Source organism: Kitasatospora sp. NPDC004723 (assembly GCF_040609255.1).
Taxonomy (GTDB): domain Bacteria; phylum Actinomycetota; class Actinomycetes; order Streptomycetales; family Streptomycetaceae; genus Kitasatospora.
This window is the reverse complement of record NZ_JBEXJT010000053.1, coordinates 23,050-47,711: the sequence shown is the minus strand read 5'-3', so window position 1 is coordinate 47,711 and position 24,662 is coordinate 23,050. Positions and strand designations below refer to the sequence as shown.

At 74.7% G+C, this 24,662-nt stretch carries 20 protein-coding genes and 1 riboswitch; of the genes, 4 read left to right on the top strand and 16 right to left on the bottom strand.

Annotation, left to right across the window (positions count from 1 at the left end; translation table 11 throughout):
* Nucleotides 1-277: 277 nt before the first annotated feature.
* A complete protein-coding gene (locus tag ABZW10_RS33365) occupies nt 278-1,549 on the bottom strand; it encodes an FAD-dependent monooxygenase (RefSeq protein WP_355373636.1) in 1,272 nt (423 codons plus the stop codon).
* Nucleotides 1,550-1,663: 114 nt separating this feature from the next.
* On the opposite strand from ABZW10_RS33365, the gene ABZW10_RS33360 reads away from it, so the two are divergent.
* A complete protein-coding gene (locus ABZW10_RS33360; protein ID WP_355373633.1) occupies nt 1,664-2,263 on the top strand; it encodes a TetR/AcrR family transcriptional regulator in 600 nt (199 codons plus the stop codon).
* 51 nt (nt 2,264-2,314) lie between these two features.
* Here the strand turns inward: ABZW10_RS33360 and ABZW10_RS33355 are convergent, their stop codons facing one another.
* On the bottom strand, nt 2,315-2,959 hold the full coding sequence (locus ABZW10_RS33355) for a TetR family transcriptional regulator (RefSeq protein WP_355373630.1): 645 nt from the start codon (nt 2,957-2,959) through the stop codon (nt 2,315-2,317).
* A 47-nt stretch (nt 2,960-3,006) separates the two neighbouring features.
* Between ABZW10_RS33355 and ABZW10_RS33350 the strand changes: the two genes are divergently transcribed.
* Nucleotides 3,007-3,951: an oxidoreductase gene (locus ABZW10_RS33350; RefSeq protein ID WP_355373627.1), complete on the top strand. Its 945-nt coding sequence runs from the start codon at nt 3,007-3,009 to the stop codon at nt 3,949-3,951.
* Nucleotides 3,952-3,989: 38 nt separating this feature from the next.
* On the opposite strand, the gene ABZW10_RS33345 is transcribed toward ABZW10_RS33350, so the two are convergent.
* From ABZW10_RS33345 to ABZW10_RS33320, 6 genes are all read right to left on the bottom strand, one after another.
* Nucleotides 3,990-4,613 (bottom strand): chloramphenicol phosphotransferase, encoded by a 624-nt coding sequence (locus ABZW10_RS33345; RefSeq protein ID WP_355373625.1) that lies wholly within the window; start codon nt 4,611-4,613, stop codon nt 3,990-3,992.
* A gap of 242 nt (nt 4,614-4,855) precedes the next feature.
* Nucleotides 4,856-6,301, bottom strand: coding sequence for a cobyrinate a,c-diamide synthase (locus ABZW10_RS33340; protein ID WP_355373682.1), 1,446 nt, complete (start codon nt 6,299-6,301; stop codon nt 4,856-4,858).
* Between the two features lie 10 nt (nt 6,302-6,311).
* On the bottom strand, nt 6,312-6,917 hold the full coding sequence (gene cobO, locus ABZW10_RS33335) for a cob(I)yrinic acid a,c-diamide adenosyltransferase (RefSeq protein ID WP_355373622.1): 606 nt from the start codon (nt 6,915-6,917) through the stop codon (nt 6,312-6,314).
* A 6-nt stretch (nt 6,918-6,923) separates the two neighbouring features.
* Nucleotides 6,924-9,059 carry a putative cobaltochelatase gene (locus tag ABZW10_RS33330; protein ID WP_355373620.1) on the bottom strand — a complete coding sequence of 712 codons (2,136 nt, stop codon included), beginning with the start codon at nt 9,057-9,059 and terminating at the stop codon, nt 6,924-6,926.
* Nucleotides 9,056-10,594: a cobyric acid synthase gene (locus tag ABZW10_RS33325; RefSeq protein ID WP_355373618.1), complete on the bottom strand. Its 1,539-nt coding sequence runs from the start codon at nt 10,592-10,594 to the stop codon at nt 9,056-9,058. The genes ABZW10_RS33330 and ABZW10_RS33325 overlap by 4 nt, the downstream gene beginning before the upstream one ends.
* Nucleotides 10,591-11,577, bottom strand: coding sequence for a cobalamin biosynthesis protein (locus ABZW10_RS33320; protein WP_355373615.1), 987 nt, complete (start codon nt 11,575-11,577; stop codon nt 10,591-10,593). Before ABZW10_RS33320 ends, ABZW10_RS33325 begins: the two co-directional genes overlap by 4 nt.
* Nucleotides 11,578-11,610: 33 nt before the next feature.
* Nucleotides 11,611-11,823, bottom strand: a riboswitch (cobalamin riboswitch).
* 222 nt (nt 11,824-12,045) lie between these two features.
* Here ABZW10_RS33320 and ABZW10_RS33315 point away from each other — a divergent pair.
* On the top strand, nt 12,046-13,161 hold the full coding sequence (locus ABZW10_RS33315) for an alpha/beta fold hydrolase (RefSeq protein WP_355373612.1): 1,116 nt from the start codon (nt 12,046-12,048) through the stop codon (nt 13,159-13,161).
* A 419-nt stretch (nt 13,162-13,580) separates the two neighbouring features.
* Nucleotides 13,581-14,855, top strand: a complete 1,275-nt coding sequence (locus ABZW10_RS33310) for a hypothetical protein (protein WP_355373610.1) — start codon at nt 13,581-13,583, stop codon at nt 14,853-14,855.
* A gap of 79 nt (nt 14,856-14,934) precedes the next feature.
* Here the strand turns inward: ABZW10_RS33310 and ABZW10_RS33305 are convergent, their stop codons facing one another.
* The 8 genes from ABZW10_RS33305 to ABZW10_RS33270 all read right to left on the bottom strand — a co-directional run bounded on the left by ABZW10_RS33305 (nt 14,935) and on the right by ABZW10_RS33270 (nt 24,485).
* Nucleotides 14,935-15,759, bottom strand: a complete 825-nt coding sequence (locus ABZW10_RS33305) for a CDP-alcohol phosphatidyltransferase family protein (protein ID WP_355373679.1) — start codon at nt 15,757-15,759, stop codon at nt 14,935-14,937.
* Between the two features lie 40 nt (nt 15,760-15,799).
* Nucleotides 15,800-16,492, bottom strand: a complete 693-nt coding sequence (locus ABZW10_RS33300) for a phosphatidylserine decarboxylase (protein ID WP_355373607.1) — start codon at nt 16,490-16,492, stop codon at nt 15,800-15,802.
* A 468-nt stretch (nt 16,493-16,960) separates the two neighbouring features.
* A complete protein-coding gene (locus ABZW10_RS33295; protein ID WP_355373604.1) occupies nt 16,961-18,172 on the bottom strand; it encodes an acyl-CoA dehydrogenase family protein in 1,212 nt (403 codons plus the stop codon).
* Between the two features lie 156 nt (nt 18,173-18,328).
* Complete coding sequence (locus ABZW10_RS33290) at nt 18,329-18,832, bottom strand: MaoC family dehydratase (RefSeq protein WP_355373601.1); 504 nt, start codon at nt 18,830-18,832, stop codon at nt 18,329-18,331.
* Nucleotides 18,833-18,860: 28 nt separating this feature from the next.
* Entirely contained in the window at nt 18,861-19,820 is a 960-nt protein-coding gene (locus ABZW10_RS33285; protein ID WP_355373598.1) for a CoA ester lyase, read from the bottom strand.
* Between the two features lie 23 nt (nt 19,821-19,843).
* Nucleotides 19,844-21,871: a protein meaA gene (locus ABZW10_RS33280; RefSeq protein ID WP_355373595.1), complete on the bottom strand. Its 2,028-nt coding sequence runs from the start codon at nt 21,869-21,871 to the stop codon at nt 19,844-19,846.
* Between the two features lie 10 nt (nt 21,872-21,881).
* The gene (gene ccrA / locus ABZW10_RS33275) at nt 21,882-23,219 is read right to left on the bottom strand and encodes a crotonyl-CoA carboxylase/reductase (protein WP_355373593.1); all 1,338 of its coding nucleotides are present in this window, start codon (nt 23,217-23,219) and stop codon (nt 21,882-21,884) included.
* Between the two features lie 360 nt (nt 23,220-23,579).
* A complete protein-coding gene (locus ABZW10_RS33270; RefSeq protein WP_355373590.1) occupies nt 23,580-24,485 on the bottom strand; it encodes a TetR family transcriptional regulator in 906 nt (301 codons plus the stop codon).
* Between the last annotated feature and the right edge of the window lie 177 nt (nt 24,486-24,662).

Below are 24,662 nucleotides of genomic sequence, written 5' to 3'. Positions count from 1 at the left end.
CCCCGCTCGGGCCGGCCGACATCGGCGGTGCGTCTACGTCAACGAGAGGCCGACCCTGCCGTTCCGGGGGACGACGACCTGCGTTCAGGGCGCCACCGTGCAGATCGTCGCGCCGGGCACCAAGGGCCAGTCGCCGGTGAAGCCGGCGCCCAGCACCAAGGGCACCACCAAGGGCACCTCGGCCGGCAAGTGAGCGGCGACCGGGCCTGACGGCGGTCCTCAGGGGGCGGTTCCGGCACTCGCCGGGGCCGCTCCCGCGGCATTCCGTCCCGCCCGGTCAGGTGGCCCGGGGGCCGTCGAGCACCGGCGGGTGCCAGTCGTAGACGGGGGCGGCGCGGTTGAGGAGGACGCGGTCGGGGAGGAGGCCGGCCGCGGTGAGGGCGAGGTCGCGGGCGAGGGCGGTGAGGGGGGAGCGGCGGGCGACCAGGGCGCCGACGGCGCGGGAGCCGTTGACGATCGCGGTGGCGCGGGGGAGCCGGGCGGCGGTGTAGCCGGGCAGGGCGGCGGCCGGGTCCTCGCCGGGCCGGACGCCGGCGGCCAGTACGACCGCGTCCTCGACGGCCTGGCAGGCGCCCTGGCCCTGGAAGGGGCACATCGCGTGGGCGGCGTCGCCGAGCAGGGCGACCCGGCCGCGGTGGTAGGCGGGCAGCGGGTCGGCGATCTCCCAGACGTCGTGGCGCAGCACTCTCGCCGGGTCGGTGGAGGCGAACAGTTCGGGGACGGGCGCGCACCAGTTGCCGTAGCGGCGCAGGAGTTCGGCGCGTTCGTCGCCGTCGGCGGCGCGGGCGCCGGCCGGGGCGAGGGCGGCGCCGTAGACGTACACCCGGCCGTCGGCGAGCGGGACGACGCCGGCGAGCCGGCCGCGGCCCCAGACCTCGCCGGCGGCGAACGGCGGGCGGGGCGGGCGGGCGATCACCGAGCGCCAGGTGGTGAAGCCGGAGTAGCGCGGGCCGGGGTGGTGCGGGAAGAGCAGGCTCCGGGTGGCGGAGCGGATGCCGTCGGCGGCGACGACCAGTTCGGCGGGCCGCTCGCCGTCGGCGGTGCGGACGAGGGCGGGGGCGCGGTCGTCGCCGGGTTCGACGAGTTCGGCCCGCGAGCCGGTGCGGACGGTGCCGGCGGGCAGCGCGTCGACCAGGGCGTCGATGACGTCGGCACGGGCGACGGCGACCAGCTTCTCGCCGAAGTGGGCCTCGACGGCCCCGGTGCCGGTGCGGGCGAGCCAGCGGCCGGAGGGGTGGCGGACGCCGATGGCGGGGTGCGGGGCGGCGAGGGCGCGCAGCCGGTCGCCGACGCCGAGCAGGTCGAGGGCACGCAGGGCGTTCGGGGCGAGCACGAGGCCGGCGCCGACGGGTTCCAGTGAGGCGGCGCGTTCGTGGACGGTGACCGGGACGCCCTGGCGGTGGAGCGCGAGCGCGGCGGTGAGGCCGCCGATCCCGCCGCCGATGACGACGGCGCCCGGTGCCGGCTCCGGCAGGTCGCGGTGGTCCGGGTCACGGTGGCCCAGGTCGCGGTGGTCCGGGTCACGGTGGCCCAGGTCGCGGTGGTCCATGGGGACTCCTCTCGGACGCGGAACTACACCTGTAGTTCCGATCGCATGGGTCGACCGTACTACAGCTGTAGTGTGAGTTGGGCGCCGGTCCCGGGAAGGGCGATGATCGGACCCATGACCAGCAGCGCCGCGCCCGCCGGACCTCAGCGCCAGACCCTGATCGCCGACACCGCCGTCGCGCTGATCGCCGAGCGCGGCCTGCGCGGGCTCACTCACCGCGCCGTCGACGAGGCGGCCGGCCTGCCCACCGGCTCCACCTCCAACCTCGCCCGCACCCGGGCGGCGCTGCTGGAGCTGGCGATCACCCGGATCGCGGAGCTGGAGTCACCGGCGTATGCGATGGACCTGCGGCCGCCCACGGTGGAGCACGCCCGGGAACTGCTCGCCCAGCTCGCCGCCGACGCCGTCCACCAGGCGCTCACCGTCGGCCGCGCGCTCACCGTGGCCCGTTTCGAGCTGGCGCTCGAAGCCACCCGGCGCCCCGAACTGCGCGCCGTCTACGACCGCCTGGGCGCGGGCCTCCTCGGCCTCGCGGTCACCCTGCTGATCCAGTGCGGCTCCCGCGCGCCCGAGGCGGACGCCCGCCGGCTGGTGCGCTGGGTGGACGGCGTGCTCTTCAACGTCACCGCCGGCAGCGGCGCCGGCCGCGTCCCCGACCCGGCCGAACTCGGCGCCGAGGTCGCCCGCTACCTCGCGGCGCTGCTCGACGGCTAGGACCGACGGCTAGGACCCGACGGTCAGGGCCCGGCGGCTGGGATCCGGCGGTCAGGCCGCGGGCGCGTCCAGGGCCGGGGCGAGGACGGCGAAGGCCCGGGCGGTGAGCGCGGTCGGGTCGGCGGCGCCGTCGCTGTCGCTCCACCGCTCCAGGACGGTGCCGAACGCGGTGAGCGCCATCCCGGCGGCGAGCCGGGGGTAGAGGTCGGCGGCGGGGTCGCGGTCCAGCCGGTAGGCCAGCTCGGCGGTCAGCCCCTCGTGCCACTCGGCCTGCCGCTCCAGGAAGCGGGCGTGCAGCGCCGGGGTGCGCAGGATCAGCTGGACGGCGCGCAGCGCGCGGTCGCCGTGCTCGCCGCAGGCGGCCAGCGGCACCGAGACGGCGTGCCGCAGGGCGGCCGAGGGCGGCTCGGAGGCGGGGCGGGCGGCCAGTTCGGCGCGGATGCCGGCGCCCAGCTCGGCCAGGAACCGGACGATCACGTCCTCCTTGGACGCGAAGTAGCGGAAGAACGTCCGCTTGGACACGCCGGCGCCGGCCGCGATCTCGTCCACGGTGACGGCGTCGAACCCCTGGGTGGTGAGCAGCCCGAAGGCGGCTTCGGTCAGCTCGTCCACGACGAGTTGACGCTTGCGCTCGGCCAGGCTGACGGCGGGTCGGGAGGTCACCCGACGATGGTAACGCCATGGCGCGTATGTCATCCAGTAGCGTCTTGACACCGAGTGACACGAACGGCAGCATCTGCCGTATGAAGCCTTTGGAGCCAACAGGCGGCAGTGCGGGCCGGCACGGGCGGGTGTTCGTCGTCACCGGTGCGAGCAGCGGGCTGGGACTGGCCACCGCCCGGACGCTGGCCGAGCGGGGCGGGCAGGTGGTCCTCGCGGTCCGCGACGAGGAGCGGGGGCGTGCCGCCGCCGCCCGGATCGCCGCCTCCCTGCCCGACCCCGGTGTGCCCGACCGCCTCGAGGTCCGCCGTCTCGACCTGGCCGATCTCGACAGTGTCCGGACCTTCGCCGAGCGGCTGCGCGCCGATCGCCCCCGGCTGGACGTCCTGGTCAACAACGCGGGCGTGTTCGCCCCGCCCCGCGCACTCAGCCCGCAGGGCCACGAGCTGCAGTTCGCCGTCAACCACCTCGGCCACTTCGCCCTCACCGGTCTGCTGCTGGACGCCCTCGCCGTCGGCCGCGACCCGCGCGTGGTGACCGTCAGCTCGCTCAACCACCGCAAGGGGCGGATCCGCTTCGACGACCTCACCGGGGCGCACGGCTACACGCCGATGGGGTTCTACGACCAGTCGAAGCTCGCCAACGCGCTCTTCGGCCGTGAACTCCACCGCCGGCTGGCCGCGTCGGGCAGCCCGGTGCGCAGCGTGCTCGCCCACCCCGGCTACACCGCCACCAATCTGCAGACCAGTGGGCCGACCGGCCTCACCCGGCTGCTCTTCGGGCGGCTGCTGCGCCCGCTCGCCCAGCGCCCGGAGGAGGGGGCGCTGCCCCAGCTCCACGCCGCGACCGATCCGTCCGTGCGCGGCGGGGAGTTCATCGGCCCGGACGGCCGCGGCGAACTGCGCGGCGCGCCGACCCGGGTGCGGCTCGCGCCCTCGGCCGAGGACGCCGAGGCCGCCCGCCGGCTCTGGGAGCTGTCGGAGGAGCTGACCGGTGTGCGGTTCGGCCTGGCGGAGGCCCGGAGCTGACGCGCGCCGCCGACCCGGGACACGAGCCGGCCCGGCCCTCAGTGCCCGAGCACCCGCTCGGCGATCAGCCGGGCGCAGGCCGCCGCATCCTGCACGGCGGTGTCCACCTCCAGGTCGTAGCGCACGCCCCGGTGCACCGCCTCGGCCTGGGCCGCGGCCATGCCGACGACGCGGTCGCCGCGGGCCCGTTCGCGGGCGGCGGCCACCTCGGGGGCGCAGCGCACGCCGACCCAGAGCACGTCCAGGCCGTCCAGCGCCTCGTCCCAGCGCCGCTGGGAGGCGGTGGTGCCGAGGAACACCTCGTCGACGACGATCCGCGCGCCGGCCCGGGCCATCGCCGCGACGCCCAGCGTCCACGCGGCGTCCAGGGCGGCGAACGCCGGTCCGACGCTCACCGTGCCGTCGCCGTCCTCCAGGCCGCCGATGCCGGGCGGCCCGCCGGGACCGCCGCCACTGCCCGGTCCGGCCTTACCAGCCGCGCGGGGCGCGGCTGCGGCGGAGCCACCGCCGGAGCCGCGCAGCGCGGCGGGCAGGGCGGCGATCAGCGTGTCCACCCCGAGGGTCAGCCAGGGATCCGGCAGCACCTCCTGCAGTCGGCGGGCGATGCTGGACTTCCCGGAGCTGGAGCCCCCGTTGAGGACGATCACCTGACAATCGGTCATCCGACCACTCTAAAGCGGCGGCCCAGGAGCGGCCGGGTCACTCGACGGTCACACCCACCTCCGTCCGCTCCGCCCCCGGTGTGCCGGCGGCGTCGGTGGTGACGCCGCTCCAGATGCTGTCGGGCTCGTCCGGTACCGGTATCGACGGCGAACGGGGCGATGTGAGGTGTATGTCCTATTTTGACGCCCGGTGTGGTCCCGGCGCCAGACCCAGGACCCCGCCGGTTTCCGCCGAGGACGCCTCAGCCCGCCCGGTACGCCGCGGCCGCCGCCGCGAAGGAGGCGGCGAGCTGCGGGTATCCCGCCCAGTGCAGATGCAGATACGAAGCGTGAACATTCTCCGCGCCGGCCGCGCCCGCGAATCCCTCGGTGTACGGGCCGGTCGGCAACCGCCAGCCCCAGGCGGGCCGTTCGCCGGACCCCGGCTCGCAGACCGTCCGGTGGAACTCGTGCCCGCGCAGCCTGGCGCCGGCCGGGGCCAGCGGCGAGTCGTGCAGCGCGACCGCCTCCCGGTAGCCGAGGGTCAGCCGCTCGGTCATCCGGGCCGAGGTGTCCAGCACGCCGCACATCGGCAGACCGTCCAACGCGCGCCCGAGGTACAGCAGTCCGGCGCACTCGGCCGCGACCGGGCCGCCGGAGGCCGCGAACGCGGCGATCGCGGACCGCAGTTGACCGTTCGCGCTGAGTTCCCGGACGTACAGCTCGGGGAACCCGCCGCCGATCACCAGGCCCGCGGTGCCCTCCGGCAGGGCGTCGGCGTGCAGCGGGTCGAACGGCACCACCTCGGCGCCGGCGGCGGTCAGCAGCTCGGCGTTCTCGGCGTACGAGAAGGAGAACGCCGCACCCCCGGCCACCGCGATCCGCGGCGCGTCGCCGAGCGGCACACCGCCGACCGGCGCGCCATCGACCGGCACACCGTCGAGCAGCGCACCGGACCCGCCCACCTCCACCGCCGGGTCCCACGGCTCGGCGCCGGCCAGCGGCGGCGCCGTCCGGGCCAGCGCCAGCACCGCGTCCAGGTCCACCGAGGCGGCGACCAGTTCGCCCATGTCGGCCACCGCCCGCAGCGCCTCCGCCGAGCGTTCCACGGCCGGGATCAGCCCCAGGTGCCGGGAGGGCGTGGCGACCGCCGCCGAGCGCCGCACCGCGCCCAGCACCGGCACCCCCGACCCCTCCTCCAGGGCCTCCCGCAGCAGCAGCTCGTGCCGGTCGGAGGCGACCCGGTTGAGGATCACCCCGGCCAGCCGCACCTCCGGGTCCCAGGAAGCGAAGCCGTGCACCAGCGCCGCCACCGACCGGGACTGCGAGGAGGCGTCCACCACCAGCACCACCGGCGCCCGCAGCAGCTTGGCCACGTGCGCGGTGGACGCCAGCTCGCCGCGCCCGGAGGCGCCGTCGAACAGGCCCATCACGCCCTCGACCACCGCCACGTCCGCCCCGGCCGCGCCGTGCAGGAAGAGCGGGGCGATCCGCTCCGGCCCGCACATGAACGCGTCCAGGTTGCGGCCCGGCCGCCCGGCGGCCAGCCCGTGGTAGCCGGGGTCGATGTAGTCCGGGCCGACCTTGTGCGGCGAGACGGCCAGCCCGCGCGCGGCGAGCGCGGCGATCAGGCCGGTGGCGACGGTGGTCTTCCCGGCGCCCGAGGAGGGCGCCGCGACGACGAGACGGGGGATGTTCACGGTGCTCAGATCTTCCCGGCTACCACTCGATGCCGCGCTGGCCCTTGCGGCCGGCGTCCATCGGGTGCTTGACCTTGGTCATCTCGGTGACCAGGTCGGCGAATTCGGTCAGGGCCTGCGGCGCGTACCGGCCGGTGATGACGACGTGCTGGCTGCCCGGACGGTCCTTCAGCACGGCCACCACCTCCTCCGGGTCGACCCAGCCCCAGTGCATCGGGTAGGTGAACTCGTCCAGCACGTAGAACCGGTAGGTCTCGGCGGCCAGGTCGCGCTTGACCTGCTCCCAGCCCTCCTTGGCCGCCGCCTCGCTGTCCAGCTCCATCGCGCTGGAACGCTGGATCCAGGACCAGCCGGAGCCCATCTTGTGCCAGTCGACGGTGCCGCCCTCGCCGGAGGCGCCGAGCACCCGCAGCGCGTTCTCCTCGCCGACCTTCCACTTGGCGGACTTCACGAACTGGAACACCCCGACCGGCCAGCCCTGGTTCCAGGCGCGCAGCGCCATGCCGAACGCGGCGGTGGACTTGCCCTTGCCGGGGCCGGTGTGCACGGCGGTGATCGGCAGGGTACGGCGCTGACGAGTCGTCAGGCCGTCGTCGGGGACACTCTCGGGGACACCCTTGGGCATGTCGGCTCAGGCCGCCTTTCGCGCTGCGGTGGTGGTCGGACGGTTCTCGCGGACGAGCGAGGCGACGCCGTCGGCGCGCAGCTCGTCCAGGGTCACGGAGGTGGCGCGCAGCCGGGCCGCCAGGGCGCCGGCCAGGCCGAGCCGGACCGGGCCGGACTCGCAGTCCAGCACCACGCTCGCCACGCCCTGCGCGGCCAGCAGCCCGGCCGCCCGGTGGGACTGCTTGACGGCGTCCCGGCCGCCGCCGGTGGCCCGGCCGTCGGTCACCACGACCAGCAGCGGGCGGCGGTCCGGGTCGCGCAGCCGCTCGACCCGCAGCACCTCGTGGGCCCGCAGCAGGCCGGCCGCCAGCGGGGTGCGCCCGCCGGTGGGCAGCGACTCCAGCCGGGCCGCGCCGACCTCCACCGAGGAGGTGGGCGGCAGCGCCAGCTCGGCCGAGGCGCCCCGGAAGGTGATCATGCCGATCTTGTCGCGGCGCTGGTAGGCGTCCATCAGCAGCGACAGCACCGCGCCCTTGACGGCGGTCATCCGCTGCCGGGCCGCCATCGAGCCGGAGGCGTCCACCACGAACAGCACCAGATTGGACTCCCGGCCCTGGCGCACCTGCTCGCGGAAGTCGTCCTTGTGCAGCACCAGCGCGCGCGAGGAGCGCCCGCGCGCCACCTGGTGCGGGGCGGCGGCGCGCAGCGTGGCGCTCAGGTGCAGCCGGGCGAGCCGGCCGCGCGGGCGGCGGGCCCGGACGGTGTGGCCGCCGTCGGTCTCGGCGGGGGAGCGGCGGCCCTGGGCGCCGCGCCCGGTGCCGTCCACCGCGAACAGCCGGGTGCGGTACGGGTCGCCGGCCGCGACCGGCGCCGACTCCCGGGCGGGGGCAGGGTGCTGGGCCGGGACGGGCTGCGGGGCGGGGTCCTCCCCGGCCGCCGGGTCCGCCGCCTCGACGGGCGGGCCGTCCGGGCCGGCGGGCTCCGGCGCGCCGCCGCCACCGCCGTCGGGGCCACCGTCGGGGCCGCCGTCCTGCGGGCCGTCGCCGTCCGGGCCGTCCGGACCGTCCGGGCCGCCCTCCGGGTCCGGGTCCTCCTGCGACCCTTCGGCGGTCGCGGGCCCGGGTTCGGGCTGCGGCTCGGGCTCCGGCTCGGCGTGCTCCTCCAGCACCCGGTCCAGCTGCTCCTCGTCCAGCCCGGGCGCGTCGAAGGGATTGCGCCGGCGGCGGTGCGGCAGCGCCAGCTGGGCGGCCTTGCGGACGTCCTCGGCCAGCACCTCGGTGCGCCCGGACCAGGCGGCCAGCGCGACGGCGGTGCGCGCCATCACGATGTCCGCGCGCAGCCCGTCCACCTCGAACGCCGCGCAGACGGCGGTGATCTGGCGCAGCGCCGTGTCGGTCAGCTCCACCTGCGCCAGCAGCTCGCGCGCGGCGGTGATCCGGTCCGCCAGCGCGCGCTCGTCCGCGGCGAAGCGGGCGGCGAAGGCGGCCGGGTCGGCGTCGTAGCCGAGCCGGCGGCGCACCACCTCGGCGCGCTCCGCCGGATCGCGGGTCGCGGCGATCTCCACCGTCAGGCCGAACCGGTCGAGCAGCTGCGGCCGCAGCTCGCCCTCCTCCGGGTTCATCGTGCCGACCAGCAGGAAGCGCGCCGCGTGCCGCACCGAGACGCCCTCGCGCTCGACGTAGGAGCGGCCCATCGCGGCGGCGTCCAGCAGCAGGTCCACCACGTGGTCCTGGAGCAGGTTCACCTCGTCGATGTAGAGCACGCCGCGGTGCGCCTGGGCGAGCAGGCCCGGCTCGTAGGCCTTGACGCCCTCGGCGAGCGCCCGCTCCAGGTCCAGCGAGCCGACGATGCGGTCCTCGGAGACGCCGACCGGCAGCTCGACCAGCCGGGCGGGGCGCTCGGAGACCGGGGCGCCGGCGTGCGCGCCGTCCGGGCACTGCGGGTCCGGCGCCGCCGGGTCGCAGGCGAAGCGGCAGCCGTCGACGGTCGCGATGGACGGCAGCAGCCCGGCCAGCGCGCGCACCATGGTCGACTTGGCGGTGCCCTTCTCACCGCGCACCAGCACCCCGCCGACCGCCGGGGAGACGGCGTTCAGCAGCAGGCCGAGCCGCAGGTCGGCCATGCCGACGATCGCGGTGAACGGGTAACGGACGTCACTCATGCAGTCTCCCCAGGGGCCCCGGGCGGAAGGAACGGCAGCGATCCGGCCGCCGGCACCCCGCCCTCGATCAGCTTCCACAACGCGTCGGTGTCCGCGTGCTCCTCGATCAGCTCGCCCAGCCGGTCCAGCCGGGCCTCCCGCGCGTCGGCGAACGAGGTGTCCGGCGCGGGGACGAAGGCCCGGCCGGCGGCCTGCGCGACGTCGCGCAGCAGCGCCCGCCGGAAGCCGTCGTTCTCCAGCGCGCCGTGCCAGGTGGTTCCCCACACCTGGCCCACCCGGCAGCCGTCCAGGCCGTGTCCGTGGCCATCGGAGATGAACGGCTCCCCGCCGTCCACCGCGACGACGCCGTGATGGATCTCGTAGCCCTCGACCCGCTCCCCGTACGCCTCGCCGACCGGCCGGCCGAGCACCTTCTCCGCGCCGAACCGCACCCGCGTCGGCAGCAGCCCGAGGCCGTCCACCGCGCCCGCCTTCGACTCGACCTCGTCCACGATCGAGCGCGCCAGCATCTGGTAGCCGCCGCAGACGCCGAGCAGCGGCCGCCCGGCCGCCGCCCGCGCCTTGAGCACCGGTTCGAGGCCGCGCTCGCGCAGCCAGCCGAGGTCGGCGACGGTGGACCGGGTGCCGGGCAGCACGACGAGGTCGGCGTCGGCCAGCTCCTCCGGCCGGGTGGCCCAGCGGACCAGTACGCCGGGCTCCTGGGCGAGCGCGTCCAGGTCGGTGAAGTTGGACAGCCGGGGGAAGCGCAGCACGGCCACCCGCAGCACGTCCGCGCCGAGCGGGCCGCGCGCGGCGGTCCGGTCGACGACGGTGGACAGGTCGAGCGAGTCCTCGGCGTCCAGCCACAGGTCCGGCAGCATCGGCAGGGTGCCGAGCACCGGACGGCCGGTCAGCTCGCGCAGCATCTCCAGCCCGGGGGCGAGCAGCCGCGCGTCGCCGCGGAACTTGTTGACGAACCAGCCCGCCACGTGCCGCTGGTCCTCCGCCGACAGCAGCGCCAGCGTCCCGTACATCGCGGCGAACACGCCGCCGCGGTCGATGTCGCCGACCACGACGACCGGCAGCCCGGCGGCGGTGGCCAGGCCCATGTTGGCGATGTCGCGGTCGCGCAGGTTGATCTCGGCGGGCGAGCCCGCGCCCTCGCAGACCACCACGTCGAAGCGGGCGCGCAGGTCCGCCAGGCACTCCAGGGCGCGTTCCAGCAGCACCGGCTTGCGCTCGCGGTAGTCCAGCGCGCCGACCTCGGCGACCGGACGGCCCAGCAGGACCACCTGGCTGCGGCCGTCGGCGCCGGGCTTGAGCAGCACCGGGTTCATCGCCGCCTCCGGCTCGACCCGGGCCGCCTGGGCCTGCATCGCCTGGGCGCGGCCGATCTCGGCGCCGTCCGCGGTGACGAAGGAGTTCAGCGACATGTTCTGCGCCTTGAACGGCGCGACCGCGACTCCCTGCCGGGCCAGCCAGCGGCAGATGCCCGCGGTGACCACGCTCTTGCCGGCGTCCGAGGTCGTCCCGGCGACCAGCAGTGCCTTGCTCATGCCCTGCCCCTCCGCATCCCGTCCAGGGCCGCCCGGAGCAGCACGTGCCCGGCGACCGTCGTACCCAGGGCCAGCGCGCCCACCCGTCGGGAGAGCACGCAGGCCCGCTCGATGTCGTCCACCCCGACGGGGCGCAGCTCCCGGCCCAGCACGGGACGGTGCTCGACCCTCTCGCCGTACCGGAGCGTGCCGCCGAGGCGTACGCCCACCGCGCCGGCGAAGGCCGACTCGGCCTGGCCGGCGTTCGGGCTGGGGTGCGCCGAGCCGTCGCGCCGCCAGACCCGCCAGGCGGTGCGCGGTTCGGGGGCGGCGGCCACCGCCAGCAGCGCGGTCAGCCGCGCGCCGGGCCAGCCGGCCACGTCGTCCAGCCGTGCCGAGGCCCAGCCGAACCGGGCGTAGCGGGGCGAGCGGTGACCGACCATCGCGTCCAGGGTGTTCACCGCGCGGAACGCCAGCAGGCCCGGGGTGCCCGCGAGACCGCCCCAGACCAGGGCGTTGACCACGGCGTCGGCGGTGTTCTCGGCCACCGACTCGACGACCGCGCGGGCCAGCTGCGGCCCGTCCAGCGCGCTCGGGTCGCGCCCGCACAGGTGCGGCAGCCGCTCCCGGGCCGCCGTCAGGTCGCCGGCCGCCAGCGAACGGCCGATGGTGCGGGCCTCCCGGGTCAGCGAGGTGCCGCCGAGCACCGTCCAGGTCGCGGCGGCGGCGAGGGCGGCCCGGCCGAGCGGACGGTGGGCCAGCAGCCGGTCGGCGGCGAGCGCGCCGGCCGCGACGGTGCCCACGGCGACGGCGGTGAAGGCGGCTCCGGCGGCGCGGTGGTCGCGCCAGAGCCGGCGTTCCAGCCGGCCGGCGGCGGAACCGAAGCCGGCCACCGGGTGGCCGCGGCGCGGGTCGCCGAAGCGGGCGTCGGCCAGGAAGCCGGCGACGGCGCCGGCGCCGAACACGGTGGCCCGGCACAGCGGGCGCACGGCAGGGCGCAGCATCGCGTGCGTGTCCTCACTCAGGGTCCGCGCCCTGGATCGACGAACCGGGGGCGAGAGTCTCCTGGCTTCCGGGTCGAACGCACACCCCGGGCCTTCCAGCGGCTTCTGACGGCCCGCCGTGGCGTGTTCCGGTCGTGCTCCCCGGTGACAGTGGCGGGACCGCGCCGGACTCGCACCGGCTTCCTCTGCATGCCTCCGTATTGGCTGAAGGATCCCATCACGGGCCCGAACCGGGAGTCAACCGAGGTCGCGGCGGGTGTTGGTCACACCTCGGGCGCCCCCGTCATGCCAGTGTGATTTTCCTCCCGGAACAACCCGTACGGCCGTGTCCTACTGGCTTCCCTGCGCCCGCGCGGGTGGACTGAGGGGTGGGTCCGGGCAGCGGTCCGGACAGCGGACCGGACGCCGAGCCGGACCACCGAGCCAGACACGACCACCGAGCCAGACACCGAGCACCGGGGAGCGAGTATGCGTTGGGGAATCGCGGCCACCGTGGCGGCCGCCGCCGTCGGCACCGGGGCCGCCGTGCTGGTGATCGGCCGCCGGGCGTCCGAGCGGATGGTCCGCCCGGCCGAGGAGGCCCGCGCCCGCAGCGGCCCGGTGCTCGTCCGCGGTCTCGGCGCCGGCGAGGCCACCTTCACCCGCACCCCCGTGAGCGAGCGTCCCGGCCGCTGGGCGGTCGAGTGGGGCGAGGACGGCCACGCGGTCGTCGAGGAGGTCCTGCACCGCGACGGGCAGGGCGTCACCCGCCGCCTGGTGCGCGCCGACCGCGGCACCCTCACCCCCGGCACCGAGGTCCGCTTCACCCCCCGGGTCCACCTCGGCGACCCGGGGCAGGCGCTCGGCCTGCCGTTCGCCGAGACCGCCGTCGAGGGCGAGCTCGGCGCGATGCCCGCCTGGCGGCTGGACGGCAAGCGCGGCACTTGGGTGGTCCTGGTGCACGGCCCCGGCGCCGACCGCGCGCAGACCCTGCCCGTCCTGTCCGAGCTGCGACGCCTGGGCCTGCCCGTGCTCGCCGTCACCTACCGCGGCGACGCCGGCGCGCCCGCCTCCCCGGACGGCCTCGGCCACTTCGGCGAGACCGAGTGGCGGGACGTCGAGGCGGCGGTGCGCACCGCCCTGGACGCCGGCGCGGGCCGGGTCGTCCTCTACGGCTGGTCGCTCGGCGCCACGATGGTCCTGCACACCGCGGCCCGCTCGGACCTCGCCCCCTCGATCAGCAGCCTCGTCCTGGACTCGCCGGTGCTGGACTGGCCGGCCACCGCCCGCCGGGACGCCGCCCGGGCCGGCTTCCGGGGCGCGGCGGCCGAACTCGGCGCGCTCGCGGCCGAGGGCCGCACCGGCGTGGATCTGGCCGACTTCGCCCGCCTGGCGGAGGGTGCCGACCTGCGGGTGCCCACCCTGGTGCTGCACGGCCCCGACGACCCGGTGGCCCCGTTCGCCGCGGCCGAGCGCCTCGCCCACCGCCGCCCGGACGTGGTCAACCTCCAGGCCTTCCCCGGCGGCGACCACGCCGCGCTGTGGAACACCGACCCGGACCGTTACGCCGAGACCCTCCGCCGCTGGCTCACGCCGTTCTGCTGACGCGCTTCCGCCCCCCCTCGCGGGTGGATTCCGAGGCGCACCCGTTCCGTGTGGCATGAACCCGCCACATAGATCAAGCCAGCCGGTTTGGCCTCTGTTGCCCGATCTTGTCGAGCCCCCGCGCCCCCCGTCCGCCCCCCGCGGACAACCGGATGTGACAGATGGCCGGTACAAGGGGAAGACTGCTCGACGTGACGTCTCGGAATCCGCGCGACCGTGATGCCCCGCTCCCGCCGACGATCGGTACCGGTGCGACGGTGACCCGTCTCCCCGGAACGGCCCACCGCACCGCCGGCGCCAGGCCGGGGGCCCCGGGCGTACCCCGCCGACGAGGCCCCGCCCCCGCACCCGGCCGTGGCCGGGTCCCCGTTCCGGAGGGCTTCCCCGCCCCCGCCGAACTCGCTCCGCTGGCCCGCCGCATGCTGGTCGACGCCGTCCGGATCGCCCGCTGGGCCGGCGATCTCGACGAGGTCGACAAGCGCGGCGAACTGCTGCCCGACGACGCCCGCGCCGCCGGCCGCGCGCTCGCCATGACGGTGGGCGCCGCTGCCAAGGCGTGGGGCCAGGCCCTGCTGGTCGGCCTGGTCGAGGCCCGGGACGGCGGCGCCGGCCCCGGCTGGCGCCTGCACGCCTGGGAGCACGACGACGAGGCGGTGGTCCGCGGCTGGTCGGCGCTGTTCGACGCCTGGACGCTGCTCGCCCCGGTCCCGCCCGCCGCCCTGCGCGGCGTCTTCGCGGTGCTCGCCGGGCAGGCCGTCGACCAGGCGCCGCAGCTGCTCTCCTTCCTCCATCTGGTGGACGGCCCGGTGGCCGACGCCGAGCTGCTGGAACTGCTGCGGCGCGGCCTGGACGAGCGCCGGGTCGGCGGCGGCGAGGGCACCTTCGGCCTCTCGCCCGTCCCGCACGCGGCCTCCGCCGTCTCCGCCGTGCGCGGCACCTGCCGCGAGCCGCAGATCGACACCCCGGCCTCGCCGGCCGACGTCGCCGCCGTCCTGGACTGGATGCTGGACGGCCTGGCCGCCGTCGGCGCGCTGGTCCGCCGGGACAACGCGGCCGAGCTCTCCCCGCTCGGGCACTGGGCGGTGCGGGCCAAGCTGGAGGAGATCTGCACCGTCGCGCAGACCGCCGCCGGCCACATCGAGCAGAGCGCGCTGGCGCTGCTGAGCGCCTGCGCCGACTACTCGCCGGGCCCGGCCCGCGCCGAGTACCGGGCCTGGCTGGCCGCCCGCCCGGCCGACCGGGCGGTGGCCGAGCTGCTGGAGGCCGCGCAGGGTGAGGACGCCCTGGTGCGCGGCCTGGCCTTCGAGGCGCTGCGGGTGGCCGGCGTGACCGCCGAGCAGGCCGTCCGGGCCGCCGTCGACGAGCCGGTGCTGCGCCCCTACGCGCTGCTCTGGCTGGCCGAGCGCTCGGACGAGGGGGTCTCCCCGGCCGATGTGCTGGGCGCGGAGGACGCCGCCTGGCTCTGGGTGGACACCGCCGCGGCCGTGCTCGACCACGGGGAGACGGACCTGCTCGTCGGCCACGTCGAGGGCGCCTCGGCCGGCGACCCGGTGCGGCTGTTCGCCCGGGCCCGGCAGTCCGGGCACCCGCGGGCGGCCTCGGTGCTGACCGCGGTCTCCGGCGTCCACCCGGACCCGGGGGTGGCCCGCGCGGCCCGCCGCTCGGCCTTCAGCGTCCACCGCGGCGGCGCGTAGCGCCCCCGAGTCCCGGACACGCGTAAGGGCCCGGCTCCCCGAGGGGAGCCGGGCCCTTACGCATGCCCAAGGGGGACCGTCAGCCGATCCGCGACTCCGCGCGGCGGGCCCGGACGTCGCCGACCTTCTGGCCCACCTTGCGGCGGATCACCAGCAGCGGCGCCATCGCGGCGAGTGCGATCTGCGCGAACGCGCCGATGTGCATCAGGTTGTCGCCGCCCGGCAGGCCGGTCGCCCAGGCCGCCAGGCAGCCGATCGAGACCACGATCCAGCAGAGCGTCGCGGTGGCCAGCAGGCCCTGCGGCTTCGGGTACTCGATCCGGCTGACCATCAGGTACGCCGCGCCGAAGATGGCGAGCAGACCGGGCAGGAACGGCGGGTCGAGCAGCACGATGGCGATCACCGTCATGGCGCCCATCGGGCAGGGCATGCCCTGGAACACCCCGGGTCGCATCTTGACGGCGGAGAAGCGGGCGAGCCGCAGCACCACCGCGAGCAGCACGGTCAGCGCGATCAGCGCCGACAGCCGGCTGTTGGAGCCGGGCGAGACCATGCCCCAGACCGCGACGAAGTAGGCCGGCGCGATGCCGAAGCTGATCAGGTCGGCCAGGTTGTCGAGCTCGGCCCCGAGCGCGGAGGAGCGCAGCTTGCGCGCCACCAGCCCGTCGAACAGGTCGCACATCGAGCCGATCAGCAGCAGCGTCACCGCGGTGGCGGCGCTGTGCTTGTCCGGCGCGGCGTCCGGGTTGGTGATGTGCGGGACGAGCACCCCGGTGGTGATCGAGTAGATCGCCAGGAAGCCGCAGACGGCGTTCCCCAGGGTCAGGAAGTCGGCGGTCGACAGGTGCTGCGGCGAGCGCGGCTGGCGCAGCTCGCGGTCGCGGGCCCAGCGGCGGCGGCGCAGGGCCGTCTCCTCGTCGTCCAGGCCGACGATCGTCTCAGGATCAGTCACGGTCAAGGCGCGTCACCCCGGCGGTGGTCTTCTGGCCGACCTCGACGCCGACCTCGACGCCGGCCGGCAGGTAGGTGTCGACCCGGGACCCGAACCGGATCAGACCGATCCGCTCGCCCTGCTCGACCTTGGTACCGGCGTCCACGTACGGCACGATGCGGCGCGCCACGGCGCCCGCGATCTGCACCATCTCGATGTCGCCGAGCTCGGTGTCGAAGTGCCAGACGACCCGCTCGTTCTGGTCGCTGTCCTTGTTGAACGCGGGCACGAAGCCACCGGGCACGTGCTCGACGGAGGCCACGGTTCCGGGCAGCGGGGCCCGGTTGACGTGGACGTTCAGCGGGCTCATGAAGATCGCCACGCGGGTCCGGCCGTCCGGCCACGCGTCGATGCTCTGGACCACGCCGTCGGCGGGGGAGATCACTCTGCCCGTGCCGATCTCACGCTCGGGGTCGCGGAAGAACCACAGCATGCCGGCGCCGAGCGCACAGGCGGGTACCGCCGCCAGGGCCCACTTGCCACTGCGCCGGGTGAGGGCGGTGGTCACGGCGGCCGTGGCGAGGGTGGGGACGAACCAGGGGGTGGCTCCGCGCGCGATGGTCACGCGGGGTCGCCGACCGGCCGTCGTGGCTGCGAGGGCATCGCGGTCCGTGACGGAGGTGTGAGGGGACGGGCTGATGGGCATCGAAGACCTTTGTCGCGGGGGATCATGGCCGCTGGACGGGGGCCACCGCGGGATCGGGTAAGAGAGGGACGTCTGCTGTCCCGGTGGATGCTATCGGGAGCAGACGGTGGGTGGGCAACCCGCCTGCTCGTCATGTGACCTGGCGGAGACGCGGCAGCGTCCCTTCTGTACGACCGTAGCTCGCCCCGCTCCGGTTCCCAAGGGACCGGGCGAAGCTGGTGACTCATGTCTCAACCGTGCCCGTACGGCCGTTCGGAGCCGTCCGCCGGGGGCAGCCGGGGGCACGTCCGGAGCACGGCGCGGGGATGCCGGAGCGGCCGCGGGGCGCGTGACAGCAGCTGTACGCCCTGCGGCCGCTCCGGTGGGCCGTGCCGGACCCGGGGCGGACCAGGCGACCGGGTCGGGGCACGGCGTCCTGCCGGGACGGGCCCGCACGCCCGTCGACCGGCGGCTCCGGTGACCTGTCGGTCACTGCGCGATGCGGTACTCCTCCAGCAGCCGGCGCCCGACGATCATCTTCTGGATCTCCGCAGTACCTTCACCGATCAGCAGCATCGGGGCCTCCCGGTAGAGCCGCTCGATCTCGTACTCCTTGGAGAAGCCGTAGCCGCCGTGGATCCGGAAGGCGTCCTCGACGACCTCCTTGCAGTACTCGGAGGCGAGGTACTTGGCCATGCCGGCCTCCAGGTCGTTGCGCTCGCCGCCGTCCTTCTTGCGGGCGGCCATGACCATCATCTGGTGGGCGGCCTCGACCTTGGTGGCCATCTCGGCGAGCTTGAACTGGATCGCCTGGTGCTCGGCGATCTTCTTGCCGAAGGTGGTGCGCTGCTGGGCGTAGGCGATGCCCAGCTCGAAGGCGCGCCGGGCGACGCCGCAGCCGCGCGCGGCCACGTTGACCCGGCCGACCTCGACGCCGTCCATCATCTGGTAGAAACCGCGGCCGGGGACGCCGCCGAGGATCCGGTCGGCCGGGACGCGGACGTCCTGGAGGACCAGCTCGGTGGTGTCGACGCCCTTGTAGCCCATCTTCTCGATCTTGCCGGGCACGGTGAGGCCGGGGACGGTCGGGTTCGGTCCGAAGCCCGGCGTCTTCTCGATCAGGAAGGTGGTCATGTTCCTGTAGGGGGTGGAGCCGCCCTCGTCGGTCCGGCACAGCACCGCGACCAGGGTGGAGGTGCCGCCGTTGGTCAGCCACATCTTCTGGCCGTTGAGGACGTAGAACTCCCCGTCCTCGCCGTCCTTGACACCCTTGGTGGTGATCGCGGCGACGTCGGAGCCCAGGCCCGGCTCGGACATCGAGAAGGCGCCGCGGACCTCGCCGGTCGCCATCCTCGGCAGGAAGTGGTCCTTCTGCTCCTGGGTGCCGTGCGCGTTGATCATGTGCGCCACGATGAAGTGGGTGTTGACGATGCCGGAGACGGACATCCAGCCGCGGGCGATCTCCTCCACCACCAGGGCGTAGGTGAGCAGCGACTCGCCGAGGCCGCCGTACTCCTCGGGGATGGTCAGGCCGAAGAGGCCGAGCTGCTTCATGCCCTCGACGATCGCGGCGGGGTACTCGTCCTTGTGCTCCAGCTCGGTCGCGACCGGGATGATCTCCTTGTCGACGAACCCGCGCACGGTGGCGAGGATGTCCCGCTGGATCTCGGTGAGGCCGTCGGTCTGCGCGAGGCGTCCCATCGTGCGGCTCCTGTCATGACTGAGGGAAAAGAGAAGAGGAGTGAGGGGGGCGGGGGCTCCGCGGGCGTGGCTTCCGCGGAGCCCCCGTGAACCGGGTCGGGGCACGGCCGATGACGGCGGCCGGCCCGTCCGGGGCTTTTTCCTTCGGGGGGGGGCTCAGCCGAGCGGGACGGGGCGGCCGGGCTGCTCGCCGCCGCGCGCCTCGATGTACGTCGCGGTCGGCACCATCACCTTGCGGCGGAAGACGCAGACGACCGTGCCGTCCTGCTTGTAGCCCTTGGTCTCGACGTACACGATGCCGCGGTCGTCCTTGGACTTGGACGGCCACTTGTCGAGCACGGTGGTCTCGCCGTAGATCGTGTCGCCGTGGAAGGTCGGCGCGACGTGCCGCAGCGACTCGATCTCCAGGTTGGCGATCGCCTTGCCGGAGACGTCCGGGACGGACATCCCCAGCAGCAGCGAGTAGACGTAGTTGCCCACCACCACGTTGCGGCCGAAGTCGGTCGTCCGCTCCGCGTAGTCGGCGTTCAGGTGGAGCGGGTGGTGGTTCATGGTGAGGAGGCAGAAGAGGTGGTCGTCGTACTCGGTGACCGTCTTGCCGGGCCAGTGCTTGTACACCGCGCCGACCTCGAACTCCTCGTAGGTGCGTCCGAACTGCATGTCTCAGTGGTCCTTGGGGTCGGGGCTCTCAGGCCTGCGGGGGCTCGAACGTGGAGGTGCGCTGCAGACCGGCGGCCCGGCCCTTGCCGGAGACGACCAGCGCCATCTTGCGGCTGGCCTCGTCGATCATCTCGTCGCCGAGCATCGCCGAGCCCTTGAAGCCGCCGGCCTCTGAGGTGCACCAGTCGTAGGCGTCGAGGATCAGCTCGGCGTGGTCGTAGTCCGCCTGGGAGGGCGAGAAGATCTCGTTGGCGGCGGCGACCTGGTCCGGGTGCAGCACCCACTTGCCGTCGAAGCCCAGCGCGGCGGCGCGGCCGGCCACCTCGCGGTAGCCCTCCTGGTTGCGGATCTGCAGGTAGGGGCCGTCGATCGCCTGGAGGTCGTGGGCGCGGGCGGCCATCAGGATGCGCATCAGGATGTAGTGGTAGGCGTCGGCCGAGTAGCCGGGCGGCTGCTCGCCGACCACCAGGGACTTCATGTTGATCGAGGCCATGAAGTCGGCCGGGCCGAAGATGATGGTCTCCAGCCGGGGCGAGGCCTGGGCGATGGCGTCGACGTTGATGAGGCCCTTGGCGTTCTCGATCTGCGCCTCGATGCCGATCCGGCCGACCTCGAAGCCCATGGTCTTCTCGATCTGGGTGAGCAGCAGGTCGAGCGCCTTGACCTGCTCGGCGTCCTGGACCTTGGGCAGCATGATGCAGTCGAGGTTGGGGCCCGCGCCCTCGACGACGGTGATCACGTCGCGGTAGGTCCAGTGGGTGGTCCAGTCGTTGACCCGCACGACGCGGGTCTTGCCGCCCCAGTCGCCGTTGTTCAGCGCGTCGACGATCGAGTGCCGGGCGCTCTCCTTGACCAGCGGGGCGCAGGCGTCCTCCAGGTCGAGGAAGACCTGGTCGGCGGGCAGGCCCTGGGCCTTCTCCAGGAAACGCGGGTTGCTGCCGGGTACGGCGAGGCAGGAGCGGCGCGGGCGCAGGCGGTTGACAGTCATGGTGGGAGAGGGTCCTTCCGGGGTCAGCTGGTCGTCGTGGCCGGGGCCGGCGTCCAGGGCTGGAGCCTGTTGGCCAGCCGGATCTCGTCCACGATCCGGCCGATGATGGTGGTGATGCCGAAGTCCTTCGGGGTGAAGACGGCGGCGACGCCGGCGGCCCTGAGGGCCTCGCCGTCCGCTGCCGGGATGATGCCACCCACGATCACCGGGACATCCTCCACCCCGGCGCGGCGCAGCCGGTGCAGCACGTCCGGGACCAGCTCGGAGTGGGCGCCGGAGAGGATCGACAGGCCCACGCAGTGGACGTCCTCGGCGACGGCGGCCGAGACGATCTGCTCGGGGGTGAGCCGGATGCCCTGGTAGACCACCTCGAAGCCGGCGTCGCGGGCCCGGACGGCGATCTGCTCGGCCCCGTTGGAGTGACCGTCCAGGCCGGGCTTGCCGACCAGCAGGCGCAGCTTGCCGGCGCCCAGCTCGGCGGCGGTCGCGGCGACCGCCTCGCGGACCGCGGCCAGCTCGCCGCCGGGCTCGGCGGCGACCGCGACCGGGGCGCCGCCGACGCCGGTGGGCGCGCGGTACTCGCCGAACACCTCGCGCAGCGCGAAGGCCCACTCGCCGGTGGTGACCCCGGCCCGGGCGCAGGCCAGGGTGGCCGGCACCAGGTTGGCGTCGGTGGCGGCGACGGCCTTGAGCTCCTCCAGGGCGCGCAGCGCGGCGGCCTCGTCGCGCTGCCCGCGCCAGGCCTCCAGGGCGGCCAGCACGGACCGCTCGGCGGCCGGGTCGACGACCGTGATCGCGGTGTCGAGGTCGGCCGTGAGCGGGCTCTCCTCGGTGGTGTCGAAGCAGTTCACCCCGATGATCCGGTCCTCGCCGGACTCGATCCGGGCCCGGCGGGCCGCGTGCGAGGCGACCAGGTTGGACTTCAGGTAGCCGGACTCGACGGCCGGGATCACCCCGCCCATCCCCAGCACCTTGGCGATCTCGGCCTCGGCGCCGGCCAGCAGCTCGGCGGTCTTGGCCTCGACGACGTCGGAGCCGTTGAAGAGGTCCCCGTACTCCAGCAGGTCGGACTCGTAGGCGAGCACCTGCTGGATCCGCAGCGACCACTGCTGGTCCCACGGGCGGGGCAGCCCGAGCGCCTCGTTCCAGGCGGGCAGCTGGACGGCGCGGGCGCGGGCGTCCTTGGAGAGGGTGACGGCGAGCATCTCCAGCACGATCCGCTGGACGTTGTTCTCCGGCTGCGCCTCGGTCAGGCCGAGCGAGTTCACCTGGACGCCGTAGCGGAACCGGCGCTGCTTGGGGTCCTCGATGCCGTACCGCTCGCGGGTGACCTTCTCCCAGAGCCGGCCGAAGGCCCGCATCTTGCACATCTCCTCGACGAACCGCACGCCGGCGTTGACGAAGAAGGAGATCCGGGCGACCACCTCGCCCATCCGCTCGGCCGGCACCTGGCCGGAGTCGCGGACGGCGTCCAGCACCTCGATCGCCGTGCACATCGCGTAGGCGATCTCCTGGACCGGGGTGGCCCCGGCCTCCTGGAGGTGGTAGCTGCAGATGTTGATCGGGTTCCACTTGGGGATGTTCCCGACCGTGTAGGCGATCATGTCGGTGATCAGCCGCACCGAGGGGCCGGGCGGGAAGACGTGCGTCCCGCGCGACAGGTACTCCTTGACGATGTCGTTCTGGGTGGTGCCGGTGAGCGCGGCGATGCCGGCGCCCTGCTCCTCGGCGACCACCTGGTAGAGCGCCAGCAGCCACATCGCGGTGGCGTTGATGGTCATCGAGGTGTTGGTGCGTTCGAGCGGGATGCCGTCGAACAGGGCCCGCATGTCGCCGACGTGGCCGACCGGGACGCCGACCCGGCCGACCTCGCCGCGGGCGAGGACGTGGTCGGAGTCGTAGCCGGTCTGGGTCGGCAGGTCGAACGCCACCGAGAGGCCGGTCTGGCCCTTGGCCAGGTTCCGCCGGTACAGCGCGTTGGAGTCCGCGGCCGTGGAGTGCCCGGCGTAGGTGCGCATCAGCCAGGGGCGGTCGCGCTTCTGATCACTCATCAGGTCACCCTCAGATGTTCCGGAAGCGGTTGATCGCGTCGACGTGCCGGGTGCGCAGCTCGGCGTCGCGCACGCCCAGGCCCTCCTCGGGGGCCAGGCAGAGCACGCCGACCTTGCCCTGGTGCTTGTTGTGGTGCACGTCCAGCGCGGCCTGGCCGGTCTGCTCCAGCGGGTAGACCTTGGAGACGGTCGGGTGGATCTTCCCCTTGGCGACCAGCCGGTTGGCCTCCCAGGCCTCGCGGTAGTTGGCGAAGTGCGAGCCGACGATCCGCTTGAGCGACATCCACAGGTACCGGTTGTCGTACTGGTGCATGAAGCCGGAGGTGGAGGCGCAGGTGACGATGGTGCCGCCCTTGCGGGTGACGTAGACGCTCGCGCCGAAGGTCTCCCGGCCGGGGTGCTCGAAGACGATGTCGACGTCCTCGCCGCCGGTCAGCTCGCGGATCCGCCCGCCGAGCCGCTTCCACTCGCGCGGGTCCTGGGTCTGCTCGTCCTTCCAGAACCGGTAGCCCTCGGCGGAGCGGTCGATGATCGCCTCGGCGCCCATCGCCCGGCAGATGTCGGCCTTCTGCGGGCTGGAGACGACGCAGATCGGGGTGGCGCCGCCGGCCAGCGCGTACTGGGTGGCGTAGGAGCCGAGGCCGCCGCTGGCGCCCCAGATCAGCACGTTGTCGCCCTGCTTCATGCCGGCGCCGTTCTGCGAGACCAGCTGGCGGTAGGCGGTGGAGTTGACCAGGCCGGGGGAGGCGGCCTCCTCCCAGGTCAGGTGGGCGGGCTTGGGCATCAGCTGGTTGGTCTTCACCAGGGCCAGCTGGGCGAGGCCGCCGAAGTTGGTCTCGAAGCCCCAGATCCGCTGCTCCGGGTCCATCATCGTGTCGTTGTGGCCGTCGGAGGACTCCAGCTCGACGGAGAGGCAGTGCGCGACCACCTCGTCGCCCGGCTTCCAGGCGTTGACCCCGGCACCGGTGCGCAGCACCACGCCGGCGAGGTCCGAGCCGACGACGTGGTACGGCAGGTCGTGGCGCGCGGTGAGCGGGGAGAGCCGGCCGTAGCGCTCCAGGAAGCCGAAGGTGGAGACCGGCTCGAAGATCGAGCTCCACACGGTGTTGTAGTTCACGGCGCTCGCCATCACGGCGACCAGGGCCTCACCCGGGCCCAGTTCGGGCAGTGCGACCTCGTCGAGGTGGAGGGACTCGCGGGGGTCCTTGTCGCGGCTGTCGAGGCCGGCGAACATCTGCTCCTCGTCCTTGTGGAGCGTCACCGCCCGGTAGGACTCCGGCAGCTTCGCGTTGGCGAAGTCCGCCGAGGTGCTGTCGGGGCTGAGGATCGCGTCGAGGATTTCCTTCATGGCTGCCTCCGAAGGCGTACCTGTGTGAGGGCACAGGGCGTCTGGGGGAGCCGGGAGCGGACACCGGCTTCGCTGAACGGGGTGGTGGGTGGGTGGCTGGTGGGCCTGGCACTGCGGTGGGTCGCTCCCGGGGTTGGGGGAGCGCCGGTACGACGGCGCGCCGAGGTGGGGAGCCGCGGCGCCGCGACTGGTGGGTAACAAGGTAGTGGCACCCTGTGCCACTCGTAAAGACACGGCGTGCCAGCAATTCCGGTGGGCCGCGACCCCCTCGGCGGGGCCTGCGAAGGGCATGGGAAGGGCCCGCGCCGATGGTTCGGCGCGGGCCCTGGAAACTGCCGTGAGCTGCGAAAACTCCGGTGATCAGGCCTGCTTGGCGCCCTCCAGGGCGGCCCGCACGGCGTCCACCACGACCTCCAGCGGGGCGTCCGTCCGGGCGACTGTGATGAGCACCTCACCTCCGGGGCCGGCACTCAGTGCGCTCGCCGTCGCGGCCTCCGCCTCGGTCGCACTGGCACCGGGTGCCACCACGGCGCCGCGCCGCCGCGCGCCCGGCGAGCTGGACGCCCAGAAGGTCCGCCGGATCACCTCGAAGGAGTGGTCCAGCTGCGCCTCGACGTCGCCCCGGCCGCCCGCCCGCAGCCAGCGCCGCAGCACGTGGTTGTGGGCCGCGACCACGGCCGCCGCCGACACCTCGGCCAGCATCGAGTCGTCCTCGCCGCCGCGCTGCCAGCCCGAGGGGATCTCCCCGGCGGTGTCGAAGCGGCCCAGCAGGTACCGGGTGAACAGCCGCTCGTAGCGGGCCACCACGGCGATCTCCCGCTCGCGCAGCGCCGGCACCTGACGGATCAACTGGTACCGCGCGACCGACACCCCGGGCGTGGAGGCGTACATCCGCAGCACCTCCTTGATGCCCCGGCAGACCACGTCCAGCGGGTGCTCCTCCGGCTCGGCACTGGCCAGCAGGTCGGCCACCCGGACCAGGGTGTCGTCGTGGTCCGGGAAGATCGCCTCCTCCTTGGACCGGAAGTACCGGAAGAAGGTCCGCCGGGCCACCCCGGCCGCCGCCGCGATCTGGTCGACCGTGGTCTCCTCGTAGCCCTGCGAGGCGAACAACTCCATGGCGGCGGTGGCCAGATCCTGACGCATCTGCTGGCGCTGCGCCGCCGCCCGGCGGCTGCCCGGGCCCCCGTCCTGGCCGGTCCCGGCCGGCCGGCCGTCGCGCGCCGGGGCGGATTGCTGCGGGGAGACTGACTGAACCCGATCCATGCCCGGAACGCTACACGTCCCCGGCGCCGCGCCCGGGGGTCTTCCCCGGCGGACCGGGGGGACCGGCCCGCCCGCCGCGGGTCCGGGCCGGCGCGCCGGGACCGCGCCCGGCCCCCAGCCGGGCCGCTCCGGGCGCAGCGGCGGCCGGCCGGGCCGTCCCCCGGAGGGCGGCGGGGT

Excerpts from the sequence above, each read along its gene's own strand:
- ABZW10_RS33295 (WP_355373604.1), bottom strand. The coding sequence starts at position 18,172 with ATGGGACGCCTCGCGCAGACCGACGGCCTCACCGAGATCCAGCGGGAC.
- ABZW10_RS33350 (WP_355373627.1), top strand. The coding sequence starts at position 3,007 with ATGAAGCCTTTGGAGCCAACAGGCGGCAGTGCGGGCCGGCACGGGCGG.
- ABZW10_RS33300 (WP_355373607.1), bottom strand. The coding sequence starts at position 16,492 with ATGCCCATCAGCCCGTCCCCTCACACCTCCGTCACGGACCGCGATGCC.
- ABZW10_RS33330 (WP_355373620.1), bottom strand. The coding sequence starts at position 9,059 with ATGAGTGACGTCCGTTACCCGTTCACCGCGATCGTCGGCATGGCCGAC.
- ccrA (WP_355373593.1), bottom strand. The coding sequence starts at position 23,219 with ATGAAGGAAATCCTCGACGCGATCCTCAGCCCCGACAGCACCTCGGCG.
- ABZW10_RS33360 (WP_355373633.1), top strand. The coding sequence starts at position 1,664 with ATGACCAGCAGCGCCGCGCCCGCCGGACCTCAGCGCCAGACCCTGATC.
- ABZW10_RS33320 (WP_355373615.1), bottom strand. The coding sequence starts at position 11,577 with ATGCTGCGCCCTGCCGTGCGCCCGCTGTGCCGGGCCACCGTGTTCGGC.
- ABZW10_RS33365 (WP_355373636.1), bottom strand. The coding sequence starts at position 1,549 with ATGGACCACCGCGACCTGGGCCACCGTGACCCGGACCACCGCGACCTG.
- ABZW10_RS33315 (WP_355373612.1), top strand. The coding sequence starts at position 12,046 with ATGCGTTGGGGAATCGCGGCCACCGTGGCGGCCGCCGCCGTCGGCACC.
- ABZW10_RS33285 (WP_355373598.1), bottom strand. The coding sequence starts at position 19,820 with ATGACTGTCAACCGCCTGCGCCCGCGCCGCTCCTGCCTCGCCGTACCC.
- ABZW10_RS33310 (WP_355373610.1), top strand. The coding sequence starts at position 13,581 with ATGCTGGTCGACGCCGTCCGGATCGCCCGCTGGGCCGGCGATCTCGAC.
- ABZW10_RS33290 (WP_355373601.1), bottom strand. The coding sequence starts at position 18,832 with ATGCAGTTCGGACGCACCTACGAGGAGTTCGAGGTCGGCGCGGTGTAC.
- cobO (WP_355373622.1), bottom strand. The coding sequence starts at position 6,917 with ATGCCCAAGGGTGTCCCCGAGAGTGTCCCCGACGACGGCCTGACGACT.
- ABZW10_RS33280 (WP_355373595.1), bottom strand. The coding sequence starts at position 21,871 with ATGAGTGATCAGAAGCGCGACCGCCCCTGGCTGATGCGCACCTACGCC.
- ABZW10_RS33270 (WP_355373590.1), bottom strand. The coding sequence starts at position 24,485 with ATGGATCGGGTTCAGTCAGTCTCCCCGCAGCAATCCGCCCCGGCGCGC.
- ABZW10_RS33325 (WP_355373618.1), bottom strand. The coding sequence starts at position 10,594 with ATGAGCAAGGCACTGCTGGTCGCCGGGACGACCTCGGACGCCGGCAAG.
- ABZW10_RS33355 (WP_355373630.1), bottom strand. The coding sequence starts at position 2,959 with ATGACATACGCGCCATGGCGTTACCATCGTCGGGTGACCTCCCGACCC.
- ABZW10_RS33345 (WP_355373625.1), bottom strand. The coding sequence starts at position 4,613 with ATGACCGATTGTCAGGTGATCGTCCTCAACGGGGGCTCCAGCTCCGGG.